Here is a 16,888-nt window from a genome sequence, read left to right as displayed (position 1 = left end):
GACTTGCGCCCTCTCGTCCATGGCTTCACTCCCCCACATAGCGCGCCTCTCCCTTTCCGCCCGGCAGCCGATGCACGCGCATCACTTCGTTGCCGCGCGGGTCGATCACCTTTACCGCGACGCGCCGATGCTCGCCGGCCGGGAATGGCAGCGATACCGTCCCGCTGAGCGCGGCGAAACGCTCTTCATCGATGACGCCTTTGAGCGCACGCGCCAGCTTGTCCCAGGCGCTCTTGTCGGGGAAGAACGCCTGCGTGATGCAGAACGTGCGCCCGTCGTAGTCGGTGTCGAGGAACCACGCGGCGACCTTGTCGGCATTGGTGGGCAGCAGCGTGTTCTCCACCGGGTTGTAGATGTCGACGCCCTGCATCTCGATTTCGAACATGCCGTCCTTCAGCTTGCGCAAATCGGTGCGCGGCATGCCGAAGACGGTGAAGAGCTGGCTGTTCGGCGTCTCCTTGAGCAGATCGCCCATGTTCACGTCGGGGCGGATGTGCGCGAGGTGACAGCGCACCTTCAGATCCGGATCGTCTTGGATCGCGCCCTGCGCCGAGCCGTCGAAGCTGAAGCCGGCGAAGACGAGGTCATCGAAGCCGCGGCGGTGTGCTTGCCGCAACGCGTTCTCGACCTGGTAGGCGGTCACCGGCCCGAACTGCGGGCCGATCGACACCGCCACACGACGCTCGCCGTTTCCTGCGCTCCAGTCGCCTTCGCCGTGCAGGAACTCGCCCTGAAACGGTTCGAGGCGGCTGAACTTGGCAACCTTGTTGTTCGGGAAGCGCACGCCGTCGGCGCGCAGTAGGCGTAACATCTTGTCGAGGTACGCTTCGGCGTTCGCCGGTTCGTTGGCGGGTGCCGCGCCGCCGGAGTCAGCCGCTCCGAACGTCTGCAGCACTTCCGGTTCGCCGCCGATGGGAGTCGGCTCGTCGAGCGACTCCTCGGCCGGCATCACGGCTTCCATCGTGAACGGACCGGCGACGCGCACGACGCCGCGCTCGATCTGCGGCTGATCGACCAACTCCTCCTGCTCGGCGTTGGCGGCGATGCAGGCGTTCACCTCGTCCATCTTCGCGCGCCACGCCGCGCGGTACTCGGCGAGCGCCGTCTTCAGCTCCGCCGGCCACGCCTCGTCGACATCGAACGGAACCTCCCATTCGCGCCACTCGGTCTTCGGCAACAGCCAGCGGCGGCGATCCGCGTCGCTCACCGCGCGCCGGCCCTCGATCCGTTCTTTCGCCGCCAGCTTCGCGCTCAGCGTCGAGCGCAGCTCAGGCGTTGTCTTCTTCAGCGCGGCGTTGAGCGCATGCAACTTCGCGTCGAGGACCGGTTGATGCCGCTTGAAGATTGCATCGAGCGCAACGTTCTGCGCGATGCTCTTGAGCGTGACGTGCGGAACGGTCTTGCAGTCGAACGTGCACGGGCCGTTGAGGATGCCGGCGTTATCCGTCAGCCACGGGCCATCTTTGTTGCGCCGCAGATCGTCGCCGTTGATCCGCCGCAACTTGTAGTAGTCGAAGCGCGCCGTCAGCAGCCGCTGGCGCGCCAATGCTAGTGCCACCCGGCTGGTGTCGATCGTCACCCAGCGTCTCGCCCATTGTTCTGCGACGTGCGCAGTTGTGCCGCTCCCGCAAGTCGGGTCAAGGACGAGGTCTCCGGGGTCAGTGGTCATCAGCATGCAGCGCTCGATGATTCGGGCGCTGGTTTGTACCGTGTAAATCTTCTCCTCAAAGAAACCACGCGCCGCGGTATCCGTCCATGTGTTGTCGTACTCGCTATACGGGAAATCGGAGAACAACCGCTTGAAGCGAAGGGTGCGGCCTTGCACGATCAGTCTCCCCGCATTACCAAGTCGAAGCATGCCTGCCACGGAGGTTGACCAATACCTCTTGCCTGGCTGGAACGTCTGCCCCTCATAAGGGACTTCGTCTCGGATGTACTCGTGAGAAGATGTGAGGTCGCTTGGGATGCACAGCTCGAAGTCTGTCGGAAGCAGTGAAAGGTCCGCATTTTCTCCTGCGGTCGTTCTCCTGCACTGTCCGTCTTTCAGGGTCACCCAAGAGAATTCCCCAGAGCCCGTTCCTCCCCGGTCTTTTCCCTGAAACAGGCGTCGAAATTTCATGATCAAGATGTCCCTGGCGTACCAAAGCAGGTAGTTCGAAGTCACGGGCAGTTGAGCCGCGGCGCGGCCACCGCTTGTTGCGAATGAAATAAGGCAGACTAGATTCGCGGGCCCGAACACTTCGTCCATCACGCAGCGGACGCGGTGCAGATTCTCGTCCGAGATTTGCACGAAGATGGTGCCCGTATCTGCCAGTAACTCCCGGCACAGAATCATGCGGTCGCGCAAATACGAGAGATAGGAATGTACGCCCAGCGTCCACGTGTCGCGATACGCCTTCACCATCTCGGGCTCGCGCGTGAGGTCGGTGGCTTTGTCCTTCACGTCGCGCTTGCCGATCTCGGGTTGGAAGTTGGACGCGAACTTGATGCCGTAGGGCGGGTCCATGTAGATCATCTGGACCTTGCCGGCGAGGTCTTCGCGGCGGGCGAGGCTGGCCATCACTTGCAGCGAGTCGCCGAGGATCATGCGGTTCGTCCAGTCGACGTCGTGTTGGTAGAACTGAATCGCCTTGCGGTATTCGAGCTGCGGATCGGCGAAGAAATCGCGCTGCACGTCCTGGCGCGCCGCGACGCTCAGGATCGCCTGCGTGGCGACGCGCTCGTGGATGTGGAGGGCGACCGGCTCGACCTCGAAGCCCTTCTTCTCGCGCTTGCCCGCCCACTCCAGCCACGGCTCGTGGTGGCGCAATCCATCGGCGAGCATCCGCGCTTCCTCGGCCGTGCGCGCCCGCGTGCGCGCGACCTCCAGCAGCTCCGGCAACTGATCCGGCACCGCCTCCGGATCGAAGCGCAGCACCGGCGGCAGGTGCGGGTTGTAGCCGAAGTGCAACTTCGGCGCCTCACGCACCACCCCCTGCGCCGCCAACCCCGCGGGTGGAATGTTCTTGCGCTTCGAGTCGTGGCGGTACTCGCGAACCGGCCCGTCCCCCGCCGCGGTCGGCGTCGGGCGCCTGCGGCTGCCACCAACTCTGCGCACCTGCTTGGCCATCGAGCCCCCGTGATCAACCAGGGCCGGTTCAAATCACAGGGCCGGTATCAACTTCAAGCGAGCGAGGTGGAAACCGACGCGGAAGTCGGCCGGCATACTCCGCGATTTCAGCGTCCCGCGCAGCACTCGGAACCACAGCCAGCCCAGAATAAGCAGCGTGACGAGCAGCAAACCGCCGCCACCGGCCCACGCGAAGCGCGGGGCCTTCAGCCCGAAGAAGGTCCACTCCAGTTTAAGCAGATCAAGCAGCGTCACCGTTCGCTCCTCGGCTCACGGTCTTGAACCCACAGTTGCCCCGGACAATCTCTCTCGCGCCAGCCGCCAAGGCGCGAAGCCTCGGAGCTTGAACGGTGGTGGATGTGCAATTCCCGGTGTCGCCCCTCATGCGATTCCTGCTCGGCCGAGTTTCCCGATCCCCCTTCGCGGCTTGGCGCCTTGGCGCGAGCCCTCCGTCGATCACCTTGTTCCCGTCACAGGCCGCGAGCTTCTTCCAACAGACCGCACACCGCGTCAACCTCGACGCTGGCGCCACCAACAACGCCAGCCAGCTTCAGCACTCGTCAACCGCTCGACTTGTCCGCCGTTTCACGGGAGCGAGGATCCATGCGGCGTGCCCGCGTCGCGTGATCGACGTGGTAGGAGCTGCCAATTCTGAAGGAGATCGCCGACGGGCTTCGTCGATCGCGTACTGCTTCCGGATTCTCCGCTCGGATCACGGGCTGCATGACGCAAACTCGTATCGTCCCCTCGAACTAGCGCGCCCGATAGTTCCGCCATCCCCCGCCTCCTTCGTCATCGGTTTCCTTGACCTGCGTCATCGCGCGAGGATGGAGACGGGCGGAGATATGTTACAAGGTCCCAGCGGCTGCGGGCGATCACCGGGCGCCGCGCCCGCCGCTCGTCGCTGGCCGCAGGAGGCAAAGATGAACGCCGCGAATAATGGACAACATCAGCTCGCCTGGGTCGTCGATCTCAACCGCTGCATCGGCTGCCAGACCTGCTCGGTGGCCTGCAAGGTCCTGTGGACGCAGGGCGACGGGACCGACGCGATGTGGTGGTGCTCCGTGAACACCCAACCGGGCCGCGGTACGCCGCGCGACTACGAGCAGATGGGCGGCGGGTACGACGCAGCCGGGCAGCTCACCCTCGGGCGCCTGCCGAGTGCCGAGGAAACCGGCGCCGCGTGGCAGTTCAACTTCGATCAGGTGTACGCCTCGGGCGCGGGCCAGCAGGAGTTCTTGCATCCCAACGGACCACCGCCGAAGTGGGGCATGAACTGGGATGAGGACCAAGGCGCGGGCGAGTACCCCAACGCCTACTTCTTCTATCTGCCGCGCCTCTGCAATCACTGCACGCGGCCGTCGTGCGTCGAAGCCTGTCCGCACGACGCCATGTACAAGCGGCCGGAGGATGGGCTCGTCTTGCGCGACGAAGACAAGTGCCGCGGCTCGCAGCAGTGCATCCGCGCTTGTCCGTACAAGAAGATCTATTTCAACGAGACGCGGCGCGTGAGCCAGCACTGCATCGGCTGCTTCCCGCGCATCGAGAAGGGCGTGGCCCCGGCCTGCGCGCGCCAATGCGCCGGGCGCGCGGTCTTCGTCGGCTTCATCGACGATCAGAACAGCGCCGTGCACAAGCTGGTGCACCGCTGGGGGTTGGCGCTGCCGCTGCATCCGGAATGGAACACCGAGCCCAACGTCTTCTACATCCCGCCCCTGTCGCCGCCGCGAATCCGGCCCGACGGCTCGCTCGATGAATCCCAACGCCGCATCCCGATCGGCTATCTCGAATCACTCTTCGGTGCGGGTGTTGGAACCGCGATGCAGACCCTCGAAGGTGAGATCGCCAAGCGCCGCCGGGGCGAGCCGTCCGAGATCGTCAAGACGCTGATCGCTTACGAGTGGAAGGAAATGCTCGGCCCATTCACCCGCGACCCGGCGGAGATCACCTGGAAGTAATGGAAGAATCCGTAGGGCCGGCGGTGCCGGCCAGCCTTTATCGCGATTGAGACAGAAGCGCGGCAGGCACGGCCCGCCCTACGTTCAACGAGGAGACTCCCTATGGATCAAGCTACTCGTACTGTCGTTCGTGCTTACGAAAAATCGCTGACCGGCACGCCGCGTCCGGCCACGGAAGATCGCTACCGTGATGTCTGGCGCTGGGACAAGGTGGTGTGGGGCACACACACCGTCGATTGCTACCCCGGCAACTGCCCGATGCGCGTCTACGTGCGCGACGGCAAGATCGTGCGCGAGGAGCAGGCCGGAAACTTCCCGACGATCGAGAAGGGCGTCCCCGACATGAACCCGCTCGGCTGCCAGAAAGGCGTGTGCTGGAGCCAGACCATCGACGCCCCCGACCGCGTGCTCTACCCGCTGCGGCGCGCCGGTGAGCGCGGCGAGGGGCGCTGGCAGCGCGTCACTTGGGACGACGCGCTCACCGCCATCGCCGACTCCGTGCTCGACGCGATCCAAGAAAACGGCCCCGAGTCGATCATCGAGCTGCTCGGCGCCGAAGGCGTGCCGTGGAACATGGTCGGCCTCGGCCGCCTGTTCCGCATGATCGGCAGCCTGGTCACCGACGTCAACGCCGAGATCAACGACTTCAGCCCCGGCCTCTACCTCACGTTCGGAAAGTTCAACCTGTGCAGCAGCCTCGATGACTCCTTTCACAGCGAGCTGATCATCGTCTTCCAGGCCAACCCGGTCTACACGGTGATGGCGTCGTACCACTACATGGTGGAGGCGCGTTACAACGGCGCCGAGGTCGTGATCTTCGCGCCGGACAACAGCCCCTCGACGCAACTGGTCGATACTCATCTGCCGGTGCGCCCCGGCACCGACGCGGCCTGGGCGCTCTCGATGTGCAAGGTGATCATCGACGAAGGCATCTACAACGCCGCGTTCGTCAAAGAGCAGACCGATCTGCCGTTCCTCGCACGCACCGACACCGGGCATTTCCTGCGCGAGAGCGATCTGAAAGCGGGCGGGAGCGAGGAGCAGTTTTACGTCTTCGATACGTGCACCGGTAAGGTGGCCGAAGCGCCGCGCGCCTCGCTCACGCTGGGTGACGTCGACCCGGCTCTCTCGGGGCGCTACGAGGTGACGCTGGCCGGCGGCGCGCGCGTCGCCGTGACGCCGGTGTTCGAACTGCTCAAGGCCCACTTGCAAGCGTACGAACCCGAGCGCGCCTCCAAGATCTGCGGCGTGCATCCCGATCAGATTCGCCGGCTCGCCCGCAAGGTGGCGGCCAAGCGGACCGCCGTGTGGGCCGGCGGCACCTCCCTGAAGTATTTCCACGGCGACTTGATGGTGCGCTCGATCACGCTGCTGCTGGGGCTTACCGGCAACTGGGGCCGCAAGGGGACGGGCATCGGCTGCTGGTCGATCGGCATGTTCGACGGCATGATGCTGCTGGCGCAGAAGGAACAGCCGGGCACGGACGCGACGCGCGAGTTCCTCGCCATGCGCGACGGCATGCTGGCGGCCCTGCACGCCGAAGATCCGACCCGAACCGACGAGATGTGCCGCATCGAAATGGTCTGCCGCATGGCCGGGCTGGGCGGGATGATTCCGCCGGCCTTCTTCTGGTACCGCCACTGCGGCTACCGCGACAACTGGAACCGCAAAGAGTGGAACGATCCGACCATGGCGCGCCCGTTCGACGACTACATGCGCGAAGCCATGGAGAAGGGCTGGTGGCAAGACGTGGCGCTGCCGCTCGAAGACACGCCCCCACGTGTGCTGATCCAGGCCGGCGGCAACACGCTGCGCCGCGTGCGCGGCGGCCAGAACATGCTGCTGAAGCACCTCTGGCCGCAGCTCAAGACCATCGTCACCATGGACTTCCGCATGAGCACGACGGCGCTGCAATCCGACTTCGTGCTGCCGGTGGCCAATCACTACGAAGCGCCGCGGTTTCACATCCCGTCACCGCACATGCTGACGCTGATCTACTCCGACAAGGCGACGGAAGCCGCCGGCGAGTCGAAGACGGAATGGGAGATCGCCCGCTTGCTCGCGGCCAAGATCAGCGAGCGGGCGCGTGCCCGCGGCTTCACCGAGTACCAGAGCCGGCGCGGCATGTCGTACAACCTGAGCGACCTCACCCGCCGCTTCACTCTCGACGGCGCGCTCGTTACCGAAGAAGACGCCTCCGAGGAGATGCTGGCCGACACGGTGGTGTGCGGCACCATCCCGGAGGGAACCGACTTGCAGGCGATGCGCGAGAAGGGATACATGCGCTTCACCGACTGGGGCATCTCGCCGTTCGCGATCAACCAAGCCAGCGATCTCAAGGCGGACGAGACCCATGCCCACTCGCGCTGGCACGTCGAGAAGAAGCTACCGTATCCGACGCTGACGCGGCGGGCGCAGTTCTACATCGAGCACGACTGGTTTCTCGAAGCCGGCGAGGCGCTGCCGGCGCACAAAGAGAATCCCAAGATGGGCGGCGATCATCCGTTCGTGCTCACCAGCGGCCACAATCGCTGGAGCATCCATTCGATGAACACCACCAATCCGCTGCTGCTGCGCACCCATCGCGGCCAGCCCCACGCCGTGATCAACAGCGACGACGCGCGCGCCCGCGGCATCACCGATGGTGATGAAGTGCGGGTGTGGAACGACATGGGCGAGTTTTTCGTGCCGGCCAAGGTGGCGCCCAACGTCATGCCCGGTCAGGTGATCGTCTACAACGGCTGGGAGCCGTACATGTTCCGCAACTGGCGCGGGCCGATGGACATCGAGCCGGGCTTGGTGAAGTGGCTGCACCTGGCCGGCGGCTACGGCCACCTACGCTACTGGGCGCTGCAATGGCAGCCGACGCCGGTGGATCGCGCCGTGCGCGTGAACCTCGAAAGGTCTCGCACCACCTGACGGCCGCCGAGCCACCTTGCCGCCGCGGCGCCGCTTGGCTATAGGCGGCGCAATGCGAATTCTGTGCTTTGTTTGGGTGGCCGTGGTTGCCCTCGGGCTCACTGCCTGTTCGCCCTCGGAGACGCCGCCGGGGGCGTCGCCGGCTGCCGGCTTGAAGGTTGCCTTGCTCAGTCCCGGGCCGGTCAGCGACGCCGGTTGGAACGCGCTGGCATACGAGGGGCTGCTGCTGATTCGCGATCAACTCGGCGCCGAGATCAGCCAGATTCAAACCAAGACGCCGGCAGAATTCGAAGAGGGCTTCCGCAGCTACGCCCGCCGCGGCTTCGATCTGGTCATCGGCCACGGCTTCGAGTTTCAAGACGCGGCGGCGGCGGTGGCGCCGGACTTTCCCGATACCGTATTCATTACCACCTCGGGCAACACCGTGCGTAAGAACGTCGCGCCGCTGCGCTTCCTGCTGGAAGAGGCGACCTACCTGGAGGGCATGCTGGCGGCGCTGATGTCACAAACCGGCAAGGCCGGCGCCGTCGGCGGCATCGAGCTGCCGTCGGTGAAGAGCACCATCCTCGCCTTCGAGGCCGGGGCTAAGTCCGTGCGCCCCGACTTCACCGTCGCGGTCACCTACATCGGCAACTGGGAGGACGTTGGAGCGGCGAAGGCGGCAGCGCTGGCGCTGGTGCAGCAAGGGGCCGACTTCTTGTTCCACAACGCCGACGCCGCCGGGCTCGGCGTCTTCCAAGCCGCGCACGAGCGCCAGGTCTACGCCTTCGGCAGCAACAAGAACCAGAACGAGGTGGCGCCGGATGTGGTCATCGCCAGCGCCAGCGCCGATATCCCCCGCGGCTTTCTCAGCGTGGCCAAAGAAGTGCAGCAGAGATCGTTCGTCGGCAAGATCGAACGTCTGGGCATGAAGGACGGCGTGGTGGCGTTCGAGCTCAATCCGCGGCTGGCCGGCCGAATTCCTGGCGCAGCCAAGGAACGGATCGAGCAAGCCCGCGCCGCCGTTCTGGCCGGCACACTGCAAGTGCCGACGGCCGAGTTCTGAGGCGCCGGCTCGCCGCGCCCAGAGCAACGGATTGCTCGCACGGTTGCCGGGCGGCGTGGCATAGGCCATAAGCGGTCCGCCAAGCCATGCTCAGCCTCACCGCCATCAGCAAGCGTTTCGGTCGGGTTCAGGCGCTGGACGCGGTTACGCTCGAATTCCCGCCGGGCGAAATCCACGCCGTGCTGGGCGAGAACGGTGCCGGAAAATCGACCCTCATGCACGTCTTGTCGGGCTTGTATCGGCCCGACGCCGGCGCCATTTATCTCGACCGCCAAGCGGTGCACTTCCGCTCGCCAGTGGCGGCGCGCCGCGCCGGCATCGGCATGGTGCACCAGCACTTCACTCTGGTCGACGCGCTCACGGTGGCGGAGAACCTCGCGCTCAGTCACCCGGACCGGCCGCGCTTACGGCTTTCTGCCGCCACCGCGGTGCAGCAGGCAACCGAGCTGGCGGGTAAACTCGGGCTCGACATCGGTGATCCGCGCGCGCTCACCGGACAGCTGCCGGTGGGCGTGCGCCAACGCCTCGAGATCGTCAAGGCGCTGGCCGGCAACGCGCGCATCCTGATATTGGACGAGCCCACCGCCGTACTCACCCGGGCCGAGATCGTGCAGCTGTTCGGCTTGCTGCGCCGGCTGCGCGCTGGCGGTGCGCTGATCTTGTTCATCACCCACAAGCTGCGCGAAGTCGGCGAACTCGCCGACCGTGTCACCGTGATGCGGCGGGGACGGGTGGTGGCCACGCGCGCAGTGTCGGAGACCAGCGAGGCTGAAATGGCGGTGCTGATGATCGGGGCGCCGGCGCCGCCGCGGCAAGCCTGCCAGGCGCCTTTGGCGCCGGCGGCGGGACAGCTGCGAGTGGCGGGGCTGTCTACCAAGGCCACGGACGGCCGCGCCTTGCACCAGGTCACGTTTGCGGTCCGTGCCGGCGAGATATTCGGCATCGCCGGCGTCGCCGGCAACGGGCAGCAGGAGCTGTTCGAGGCGCTGCTCGGGCTGCGGCCGCTGAGCGCTGGTGCAGTGGAGGTGAACGGCCGGCGGGTGTTGCTGACTTCACCGGCGGCGGCCGCCGCCGGCGGCATCGGCAACATTCCCCCCGATCGCCAGCGCGAGGGGCTGGCCCTCACCATGAGTGTCGCGGATAATGCGCTGCTCAATTGCGCCGTGCTCGGGCGCGTGCGCGACGGGATCTGGCTGCGGCGCCGTACTGCACTGGCATTCGCGCGCGACTTGGTGGAGCGCCAAGCGGTGCAAACCGACGCGCTCACCACGCCGGTAGCCTCGTTGTCGGGCGGCAATCAGCAGCGGCTGATCGTCGGCCGCCAGCTGGCGGCGCAGCCGGAGGTGCTGCTGGCGGTGGATCCGACGCGCGGGCTCGACATCGCCGCCGCCCAGGCGGTGTACGCGGCGCTGGCGGCATTTGTCGCCGGCGGCCGCGCGGTGGTGTTGATCTCCAGCGACCTCGACGAAGTACTCGATCTCAGTCATCGCTTCGCCGTGCTCTACGGCGGCCGCCTCAGTGCGGCGCTGGCACCACCAGTGACCGCCGAAGCGATCGGCCGCCTGATGGCGGGAGCTGAGCCGTGCGCGAGCTGACGGCGCGGCTGCTGCCGTCGCTGGCGGCATTGGCTGCCGCCCTGCTGGTCAGCGCCGGGGTGGTGGCGCTCACCGGCGCCAGCCCGGCGCGTGCACTGGCCGCCCTGTTTGACGGTGCGTGCGGGAGCGCCGACAGCCTGTCCGAGACGCTGGTGAAGACCTGCCCGCTGCTGTTGTGCGGGCTGGCGGTGGCGCTCGCCTTCCAGAGCGGGGTGTGGAACATCGGTGCAGAGGGGCAGCTGCTGATGGGTGCGCTAGTGGCGGCCTGGGCCGGCAGCCGCCTGCCGTTACCGGGCGCGGTTGGTCTGCCGCTGCTCCTGCTGGCGGCGGCCGCCGCCGGCGCGGCCTGGGCGGCAATCGCCGCCGTCTTGAAAGTGACCCGCGACGTGAACGAGGTCATCGGTACGATCATGCTCAACTTCGTCGCGCTCGGGCTGATCGGCTATCTGGTCCAGGGACCGTTGATGGAAGCCGGCGGGCGCTATCCGCAGACCGATGCGCTGTTAGCCGCGCTGCGGCTGCCGCGATTGGCTGCGGGGCTGCGTCTGCACGCGGGGCTGCTCGTTGCTGCACTGGCGGTGTTGTGTCTCCACGTGCTGCTCTACCGCACGGTGCTGGGCTACGAGCTGCGCGCTGCCGGTGCCAATGCCGTGGCCGCGCGGCTGGCCGGCGTTCCGGTTGAACGCCGGCTGGTGGTGGCGATGCTCATCAGCGGGGCGCTGGCGGGCTTGGCCGGCGGCATCGAGGTCTGCGCCGTCACCTTCCGGCTCTACGAGCGCTTTTCTCCGGGCTACGGCTTCACCGCAATCGCGGTCGGTCTGCTCGGGCGGCTGGCGCCTGCCGGCGTGCTGGCGGCGGCGCTGCTCTTCGGTGCGCTCGAGGCCGGCTCGAACGCGATGCAACGGGAAGCCGGTGTCTCGGCGGTTTTGGTTTCGATCATTCAGGCGATCGTAATTCTCTTCTTGGTTGCCGTCGAGCACGGGCGCTGGCTGCCCCAGCGCCCGGCGCCGAGCGCGCAGTGAGCGGCCATGGATCTGGCCACGGCCTTACTAGCATCCACCCTGACCATGGCGGTGCCGCTGTTGCTGGCGGCACTGGGGGAATTGCTGGTGGAGCGTGCGGGCGTCATCAACATCGGGCTCGAGGGAATGATGCTGAGCGGGGCCTTTGCGGCGATGGTGACGACTTACGCCAGCGGCTCGCCCACACTGGGTGTGATTGCCGCGAGCGCCAGCGGGGCGATCCTCGGCGGCTTGTTCGCGCTGGTGGTGGTGTACCGCAACGCCAACCAGGTGGTGACCGGGGTGGCGCTGAATCTGCTGGCTGCCGGCCTCACCGGGGTCGCCTATCGCGCGGTGTTCGGCATCACCGGCGCGGCCCTGACCGTTGCCGGCATCGCCCCGATCGCCATCGGCGGCCTCGCGCGACTGCCGGTCGTCGGCGAGGCGTTGTTCGCGCAGACGCCGCTGGGATATCTCGCCTTGGCCTTGGTGCCGGCGTCTGCCTTCCTGCTTTTCGGCACCGTGCCTGGCCTCGAATTGCGCATGGTGGGCGAGAACCCGCAGGCGGCTGCGGCCCAGGGCGTAGCGGTCGCGCGCGTGCGGACGCTGGCGTTGCTCGCCTGCGGTGCTCTGGCGGGCATGGCGGGCGCTTATCTGGCGGTGGTTTACGCGCGCACGTTCATCGAGGGCATGTCGGCCGGCCGCGGCTTCATCGCGCTGGCCATCGTCATCTTCGGCCGCTGGTCGCCGGTGGGCATCCTCGTCGCCGCCCTGCTCTTCGGCCTCGCCACCGCCTTGCAGTTTCACTTCCAGGCGCTGGGGCTGGCGGTGCCGTATCAGTTCTTTCTCATGCTGCCGTATGTGATGACGCTGCTCGCGCTGTCGGTCTCCGCCGGCAAGAGCCGCGCCCCGGCCGCACTCGGGCAGCCCTATCTGCGGGAATGACAGGCGGTGCCGGTGCGCGGGGCGTTGTGCTTACCGGAACGTCCGCTTCGCCACGAACCAGATCAGGGCACCGGCGCCAGCATAGATGAGGATGCCCTCGATCAGATTACAACCGCCGGCGAAGATGGAAACGCCGAGCACCAAGAGCGTGCTGATGACGGCGATGATTCGCTCGATACGGGTTTCGTGCTTGCGCTCGCCGGCGACGTGCTCGCGCACATCGGCGCCGCAGTGCGGGCAGTGCCCGCCGGGTTTGCGCAGCAAGCGCTCGCCGCACTCGGGGCAGTCGAAATGCTGGGCGAGAGGCATGCCGGCACTTCATTCCCGCGGGCGGCCGGCCAGCCGCCCGAGCTGGCGTTTCTGCAGCCGGGTAATGGCCGCGAGAGCGGCACGCGCTTGCTCCGCTATCTCCGGTGAGGGCTCGAGTTCGAGGGCATCGAGAAAATGTTGGTAGGCCGGTGCCACCTGCCCGAGGTCTTCGAGTTGCACCAGCCCGGCGCCGAGATGGGCGGCGGCGGCGCCGGCGCCGCGCGGATAGTCGCGCAAGTGGCGCCGGTAGACGACTAGCGCCGCCTTGGCGTGGCCGTTGTGACGCAGCCAACCGGCCAGCGCCAGTGAGTGCTGTGGCGCCAGTAACCCACGGGTCGCTTCAGGCGGCAGGGCAAAGTAAGTAGTAGCGGCCTCGGCCAAGCGGCCATCCTCCAAGGCCGCAGCGAGCGGCGCATACGCACCGGCAGCCGCCGGCGTCGCGCGGAACTCCGCCGGCCGGCCGACTACCTCGCGCCGGTCCATGAACCACGCCACCGCCAGCCCACCGGCGAAGCCACCGATGTGCGCACCGTAAGCCACGCCGCCAGCGCCGCTGCCGAACTCCTGCGCGATCAGGAACGGCAGCAGGTTGTCGGCCAGGAGATAAAGCCCGAGCACGATCCGGGCGGGCACAGTGATCACGTTCATCAGCAGCGGAAAGAAGAACACCAGCAGGCGCACCTGATTGCGCGGAAACCAGAGGAAGTAAAAGCCGAGCACACCCGAAATCGCCCCCGACGCCCCCACCAGCGGCAGCGCCGAGCTGAGGGCGAAGACGGTGTGGAAGAGCGTGGCGAGCACGCCGGTGAGTAGGTACGAGAGCAAGAACGGCAACCGCCCCAGGCGATGCTCGACGTTGTCGCCGTAAATCCAGAGAAAGAGCATGTTGCCGAACAAGTGCAGGAAGCCGGCGTGCAAGAACAGCGAGGTGAACAGCGCCACCAGGCTCGGCGCCACCGGCCGAAAGCCGTAGTGAAAGACGAACAGATCGTAGGCCGACACCTGTTCGAGCACTTGCCGCAGCGGCAGCGGACGCGCCAGGTTGCGCGTCACCACCCGCACGTATTCCAGCAGCGCCGGGTCGTTGGGATCGGGAGCGGTGAAGCTCAACGGCAGCGCGATCAAGGCGTACACCGCGACGTTGGCGGCAATCAGCGCGTAGGTCACAAACGGCACCCCGCGCGGGTTGGGCTGATCACCCAGCGGCAGAATCACTGGCGGCGCTCCATGATGTTCTCGTTGCTACCTCAACCGCGGCCACGATACGAGCGCTTTGGCAGGTCACGTGCCCGCCGGCGCCCTTGCGGAATCGCTTACAACCGATTCAACTGATTGAGCGGATTCGGAAACAGCCGGTTGGCACCGGCCGTGGCCGAAATCAGTTGAATCGGTTCAATCCGTTGTAAGACCTCTGCGCTGGGGCCGCCGATCGCCGGGTCGCAGATAGCACTTGCCGTCCGCCACCGGGTCAGTTAACAAGCGTTCGGTGGTGGTGGGGCCTGACGCGGATGACGGCAGAGTGAGGGCAAAGGAATGCAGCCATGGACCTGAGCTACGGCGCCGAGTACGAAAGCTATCGCGATGAAGTGCGGCAGTTCTTGCGGGAGAACTGGACGGCTGAGGACGCCGCCGCCGCCCCGCCGCCCGACAGCGCGGCCGCGCTGCTGGGGGCGGTGGTGCGCACCGATGAGCGCGCCACGCAGTTTCGCCTCAAGGCCATCGCCCGCGGCTATCTCTATCGTCACGTCCCCAAACGTTACGGCGGCAGCGAGCAGCCACCCGACGCGCTCAAAGCGCAGATCGTCGCCGAGGAGTTCCGCAAGGTGCGCGCCCCGCACGAGGTCGTCGGCCAGGGCCCGAGCATGCTGGTGCCGACCTTGGTCGAGCACGGCACCGAGGAACAGAAGCAGTTCTTCATCCGTGACACCCTGCTCGGCAAGATCATGTGGTGCCAGGGCTACAGCGAGCCCAACGCCGGCAGCGATCTGGCCTCGTTGCGTACCCGCGGCGTGCTCGAAGGTGATCATTGGGTGATCAACGGCCAGAAGATCTGGACCTCGAACGCGCGCACCTCGCAGTGGATGTTTTGTCTGGTGCGCACCGAGCCCGAGGCCTCCAAGCACGAGGGCATCAGCTACATCTTGATCGACATGAAGACGCCGGGCATCGAGGCGCGCCCGCTGCGGCAGATGACCGGAGATGCCGATTTCGATGAAGTCTTCTTCGACAACGTGCGGGTTCCGCTCAGCAACCTGGTCGGCAAGCGCGGGCAGGGCTGGCATGTCAGCCGCTCCACCTTGAAGCACGAGCGCGCGTTGATCGGCGGCTCGATGATTCACCGCCGCACCTTCGATGGGCTGCTGATGCTGGCGCAAGCGGTGCCGCTGCGCGGGCAGCCCGCCAGCAAGAACCCGGTGATCCGCAACCGTCTGGTCGAAATCGAGTCGAAACTGCTGGCGCTGGAGTACCACCAGTATCGTATGTTGACGATGGGTATCCGCGATGAGGAGCCCGGCCTCGCCGGCCTGGTGCTCAAGCTCTACGGCACGACCCTCAACTACGAGATCGGCCGCCTAGCAATGGACATTCTAGCCGATCGCGGCTTGCTCGCCCCCGGCGAGGGCAGCGCGCCGGCAATGGGCATGTTCCTCACTGCCTACATGTGGTCGCTCGGCATGCTGATCGCCGGCGGCGCCGCCAACATCCAGCGCAACGTCATCGGCGAGCGCGGCCTCGGCCTGCCGCGCGATGCGGCCACGAAGAGATAGCAGAGGGCTTACCACGGATTACTCGGATTAGGCAGATTTCGGACGCGGATGGCGGGAGCGGCTCCTTTTGCGAATCCGTCTAAGCTGTTTAATTTCTTGTAACTAGCCTCGGGAAAGGTTCTCGCATGGATTTCGGACTCTCGGCGGATCAAGTTCTGCTCAAGGACACCGTCAAGCGCTTTCTCGAAGAGCAGTGCCCAACCCCACGGGTGCGGGCGATCATGGAGAGCGACAGCGGGCACGACCCCAAGCTGTGGCAAGGGCTGGTCGACCTGGGGCTGACCGGCTTGATCGTGCCGGTCGAGCACGGCGGCTCGGGGCTGGAGCTGCTCGATCTGGCGCTGGTGGCTGAAGAGCTTGGCTACGCCGCCTGTCCCGGGCCGTTTCTGGGCTCGGCGTTGGCCACGGTCGCCTTGATCGAGAGCGGCGCGGCGGCGCCGGCAGGTGCTTGGCTGCCGCGCATGGCCTCGGGTGAGGCACTGGCCACGGTCGCATTCGGCGAGGAGGAGAGTCGCTGGAGCCCGGTGGAGATGACGGCGCAGGTGAAAGCGGGAAAGTTGTCGGGGGTTAAGCCGCTGGTGCCGTACGCCGGCACTGCCGACCTCATGGTGGTCGCCGCGCGTGGAGAGCAGGGGCCGGGTTTGTGGCTGATTGAGCGCGGTGCGCCGGGCCTCGAGATCAGTTCGCTGAAGGTGATCGACATGACCCGTCGGGTCGAGTCGGTCACCTTTCGTGACACACCGGCAAAGCCCTTGGGCGGCGCGGCCACGGCGCTGCAGCGCGTGATTGATGCCGGGTGCATCTTGATTGCCGCCGACGCTTACGGCGGCTGCCGGCGCTGCCTCAACATGACGGTCGAGTACGCCATGCAGCGGGAGCAGTTCGGCCAGAAGATCGGCGCCTTCCAGGCGGTCAAGCATCAGCTCGCCAATCTCGCCACCGAGATCGAGCCGTCGCTGTCGCTCTACTGGTACGCCGCGCACGCCTTCGACCACATCAAGGACCAGTGCGAGCGGCACGCCGCCCTGGCCAAGGCGCACCTGAGCGAGCTCTACGACCGTGTCATGCGCGACACCACCGAGCTCCACGGCGGCATCGGCTTCACCTGGGAGTTCGACTTGCACCTGTGGTTTCGCCGCGCCGTCTTCGACCGCGGCTTTCTCGGCGAGGCCAACTATCACCGCCAACGCGCGGCCGACTTGGCGGGCTGGTAGCCCAAACAGGGGCAGCGCTTTCGCA

12 protein-coding genes are annotated in these 16,888 nt (G+C 66.5%); 8 read left to right on the top strand and 4 right to left on the bottom strand.

Features of this window, described 5'->3' with window-relative positions; all coding sequences use genetic code 11:
* Window positions 1–25: 25 nt before the first annotated feature.
* Together HY699_18750 and HY699_18745 are read right to left on the bottom strand one after the other, a co-directional pair.
* On the bottom strand, window positions 26–3,109 hold the full coding sequence (locus tag HY699_18750; GenBank protein ID MBI4517851.1) for a site-specific DNA-methyltransferase: 3,084 nt from the start codon (window positions 3,107–3,109) through the stop codon (window positions 26–28).
* Window positions 3,110–3,142: 33 nt separating this feature from the next.
* Entirely contained in the window at window positions 3,143–3,364 is a 222-nt protein-coding gene (locus HY699_18745; protein ID MBI4517850.1) for a hypothetical protein, read from the bottom strand.
* A gap of 668 nt (window positions 3,365–4,032) precedes the next feature.
* Here HY699_18745 and HY699_18740 point away from each other — a divergent pair.
* The 6 genes from HY699_18740 to HY699_18715 all read left to right on the top strand — a co-directional run bounded on the left by HY699_18740 (window position 4,033) and on the right by HY699_18715 (window position 12,572).
* The gene (locus tag HY699_18740; protein ID MBI4517849.1) at window positions 4,033–5,067 is read left to right on the top strand and encodes a 4Fe-4S dicluster domain-containing protein; all 1,035 of its coding nucleotides are present in this window, start codon (window positions 4,033–4,035) and stop codon (window positions 5,065–5,067) included.
* A gap of 102 nt (window positions 5,068–5,169) precedes the next feature.
* Window positions 5,170–7,986, top strand: coding sequence for a molybdopterin-dependent oxidoreductase (locus HY699_18735; protein MBI4517848.1), 2,817 nt, complete (start codon window positions 5,170–5,172; stop codon window positions 7,984–7,986).
* Between the two features lie 52 nt (window positions 7,987–8,038).
* A complete protein-coding gene (locus tag HY699_18730) occupies window positions 8,039–9,031 on the top strand; it encodes a BMP family protein (GenBank protein MBI4517847.1) in 993 nt (330 codons plus the stop codon).
* Between the two features lie 86 nt (window positions 9,032–9,117).
* The gene (locus HY699_18725) at window positions 9,118–10,626 is read left to right on the top strand and encodes an ABC transporter ATP-binding protein (protein ID MBI4517846.1); all 1,509 of its coding nucleotides are present in this window, start codon (window positions 9,118–9,120) and stop codon (window positions 10,624–10,626) included.
* On the top strand, window positions 10,614–11,648 hold the full coding sequence (locus HY699_18720) for an ABC transporter permease (protein MBI4517845.1): 1,035 nt from the start codon (window positions 10,614–10,616) through the stop codon (window positions 11,646–11,648). The genes HY699_18725 and HY699_18720 overlap by 13 nt, the downstream gene beginning before the upstream one ends.
* A gap of 6 nt (window positions 11,649–11,654) precedes the next feature.
* Complete coding sequence (locus HY699_18715; protein MBI4517844.1) at window positions 11,655–12,572, top strand: ABC transporter permease; 918 nt, start codon at window positions 11,655–11,657, stop codon at window positions 12,570–12,572.
* 30 nt (window positions 12,573–12,602) lie between these two features.
* Here the strand turns inward: HY699_18715 and HY699_18710 are convergent, their stop codons facing one another.
* Together HY699_18710 and HY699_18705 are read right to left on the bottom strand one after the other, a co-directional pair.
* Window positions 12,603–12,881 carry a hypothetical protein gene (locus HY699_18710; GenBank protein ID MBI4517843.1) on the bottom strand — a complete coding sequence of 93 codons (279 nt, stop codon included), beginning with the start codon at window positions 12,879–12,881 and terminating at the stop codon, window positions 12,603–12,605.
* Window positions 12,882–12,890: 9 nt separating this feature from the next.
* Window positions 12,891–14,096 (bottom strand): rhomboid family intramembrane serine protease, encoded by a 1,206-nt coding sequence (locus tag HY699_18705; GenBank protein MBI4517842.1) that lies wholly within the window; start codon window positions 14,094–14,096, stop codon window positions 12,891–12,893.
* 326 nt (window positions 14,097–14,422) lie between these two features.
* On the opposite strand from HY699_18705, the gene HY699_18700 reads away from it, so the two are divergent.
* Together HY699_18700 and HY699_18695 are read left to right on the top strand one after the other, a co-directional pair.
* Complete coding sequence (locus tag HY699_18700; protein MBI4517841.1) at window positions 14,423–15,649, top strand: acyl-CoA dehydrogenase family protein; 1,227 nt, start codon at window positions 14,423–14,425, stop codon at window positions 15,647–15,649.
* 125 nt (window positions 15,650–15,774) lie between these two features.
* Window positions 15,775–16,863 carry an acyl-CoA/acyl-ACP dehydrogenase gene (locus HY699_18695; GenBank protein ID MBI4517840.1) on the top strand — a complete coding sequence of 363 codons (1,089 nt, stop codon included), beginning with the start codon at window positions 15,775–15,777 and terminating at the stop codon, window positions 16,861–16,863.
* Window positions 16,864–16,888 lie beyond the last annotated feature (25 nt).

It is taken from the genome of Deltaproteobacteria bacterium (assembly GCA_016210005.1).
Lineage (GTDB): Bacteria > Desulfobacterota > Binatia > HRBIN30 > JACQVA1 > JACQVA1.
This window is presented reverse-complemented; position numbering and strand designations above follow the sequence as displayed.

Excerpts from the sequence above, each read along its gene's own strand:
- HY699_18750 (MBI4517851.1), bottom strand. The coding sequence starts at position 3,109 with ATGGCCAAGCAGGTGCGCAGAGTTGGTGGCAGCCGCAGGCGCCCGACG.
- HY699_18740 (MBI4517849.1), top strand. The coding sequence starts at position 4,033 with ATGAACGCCGCGAATAATGGACAACATCAGCTCGCCTGGGTCGTCGAT.
- HY699_18735 (MBI4517848.1), top strand. The coding sequence starts at position 5,170 with ATGGATCAAGCTACTCGTACTGTCGTTCGTGCTTACGAAAAATCGCTG.
- HY699_18730 (MBI4517847.1), top strand. The coding sequence starts at position 8,039 with ATGCGAATTCTGTGCTTTGTTTGGGTGGCCGTGGTTGCCCTCGGGCTC.
- HY699_18725 (MBI4517846.1), top strand. The coding sequence starts at position 9,118 with ATGCTCAGCCTCACCGCCATCAGCAAGCGTTTCGGTCGGGTTCAGGCG.
- HY699_18715 (MBI4517844.1), top strand. The coding sequence starts at position 11,655 with ATGGATCTGGCCACGGCCTTACTAGCATCCACCCTGACCATGGCGGTG.
- HY699_18710 (MBI4517843.1), bottom strand. The coding sequence starts at position 12,881 with ATGCCTCTCGCCCAGCATTTCGACTGCCCCGAGTGCGGCGAGCGCTTG.
- HY699_18700 (MBI4517841.1), top strand. The coding sequence starts at position 14,423 with ATGGACCTGAGCTACGGCGCCGAGTACGAAAGCTATCGCGATGAAGTG.
- HY699_18695 (MBI4517840.1), top strand. The coding sequence starts at position 15,775 with ATGGATTTCGGACTCTCGGCGGATCAAGTTCTGCTCAAGGACACCGTC.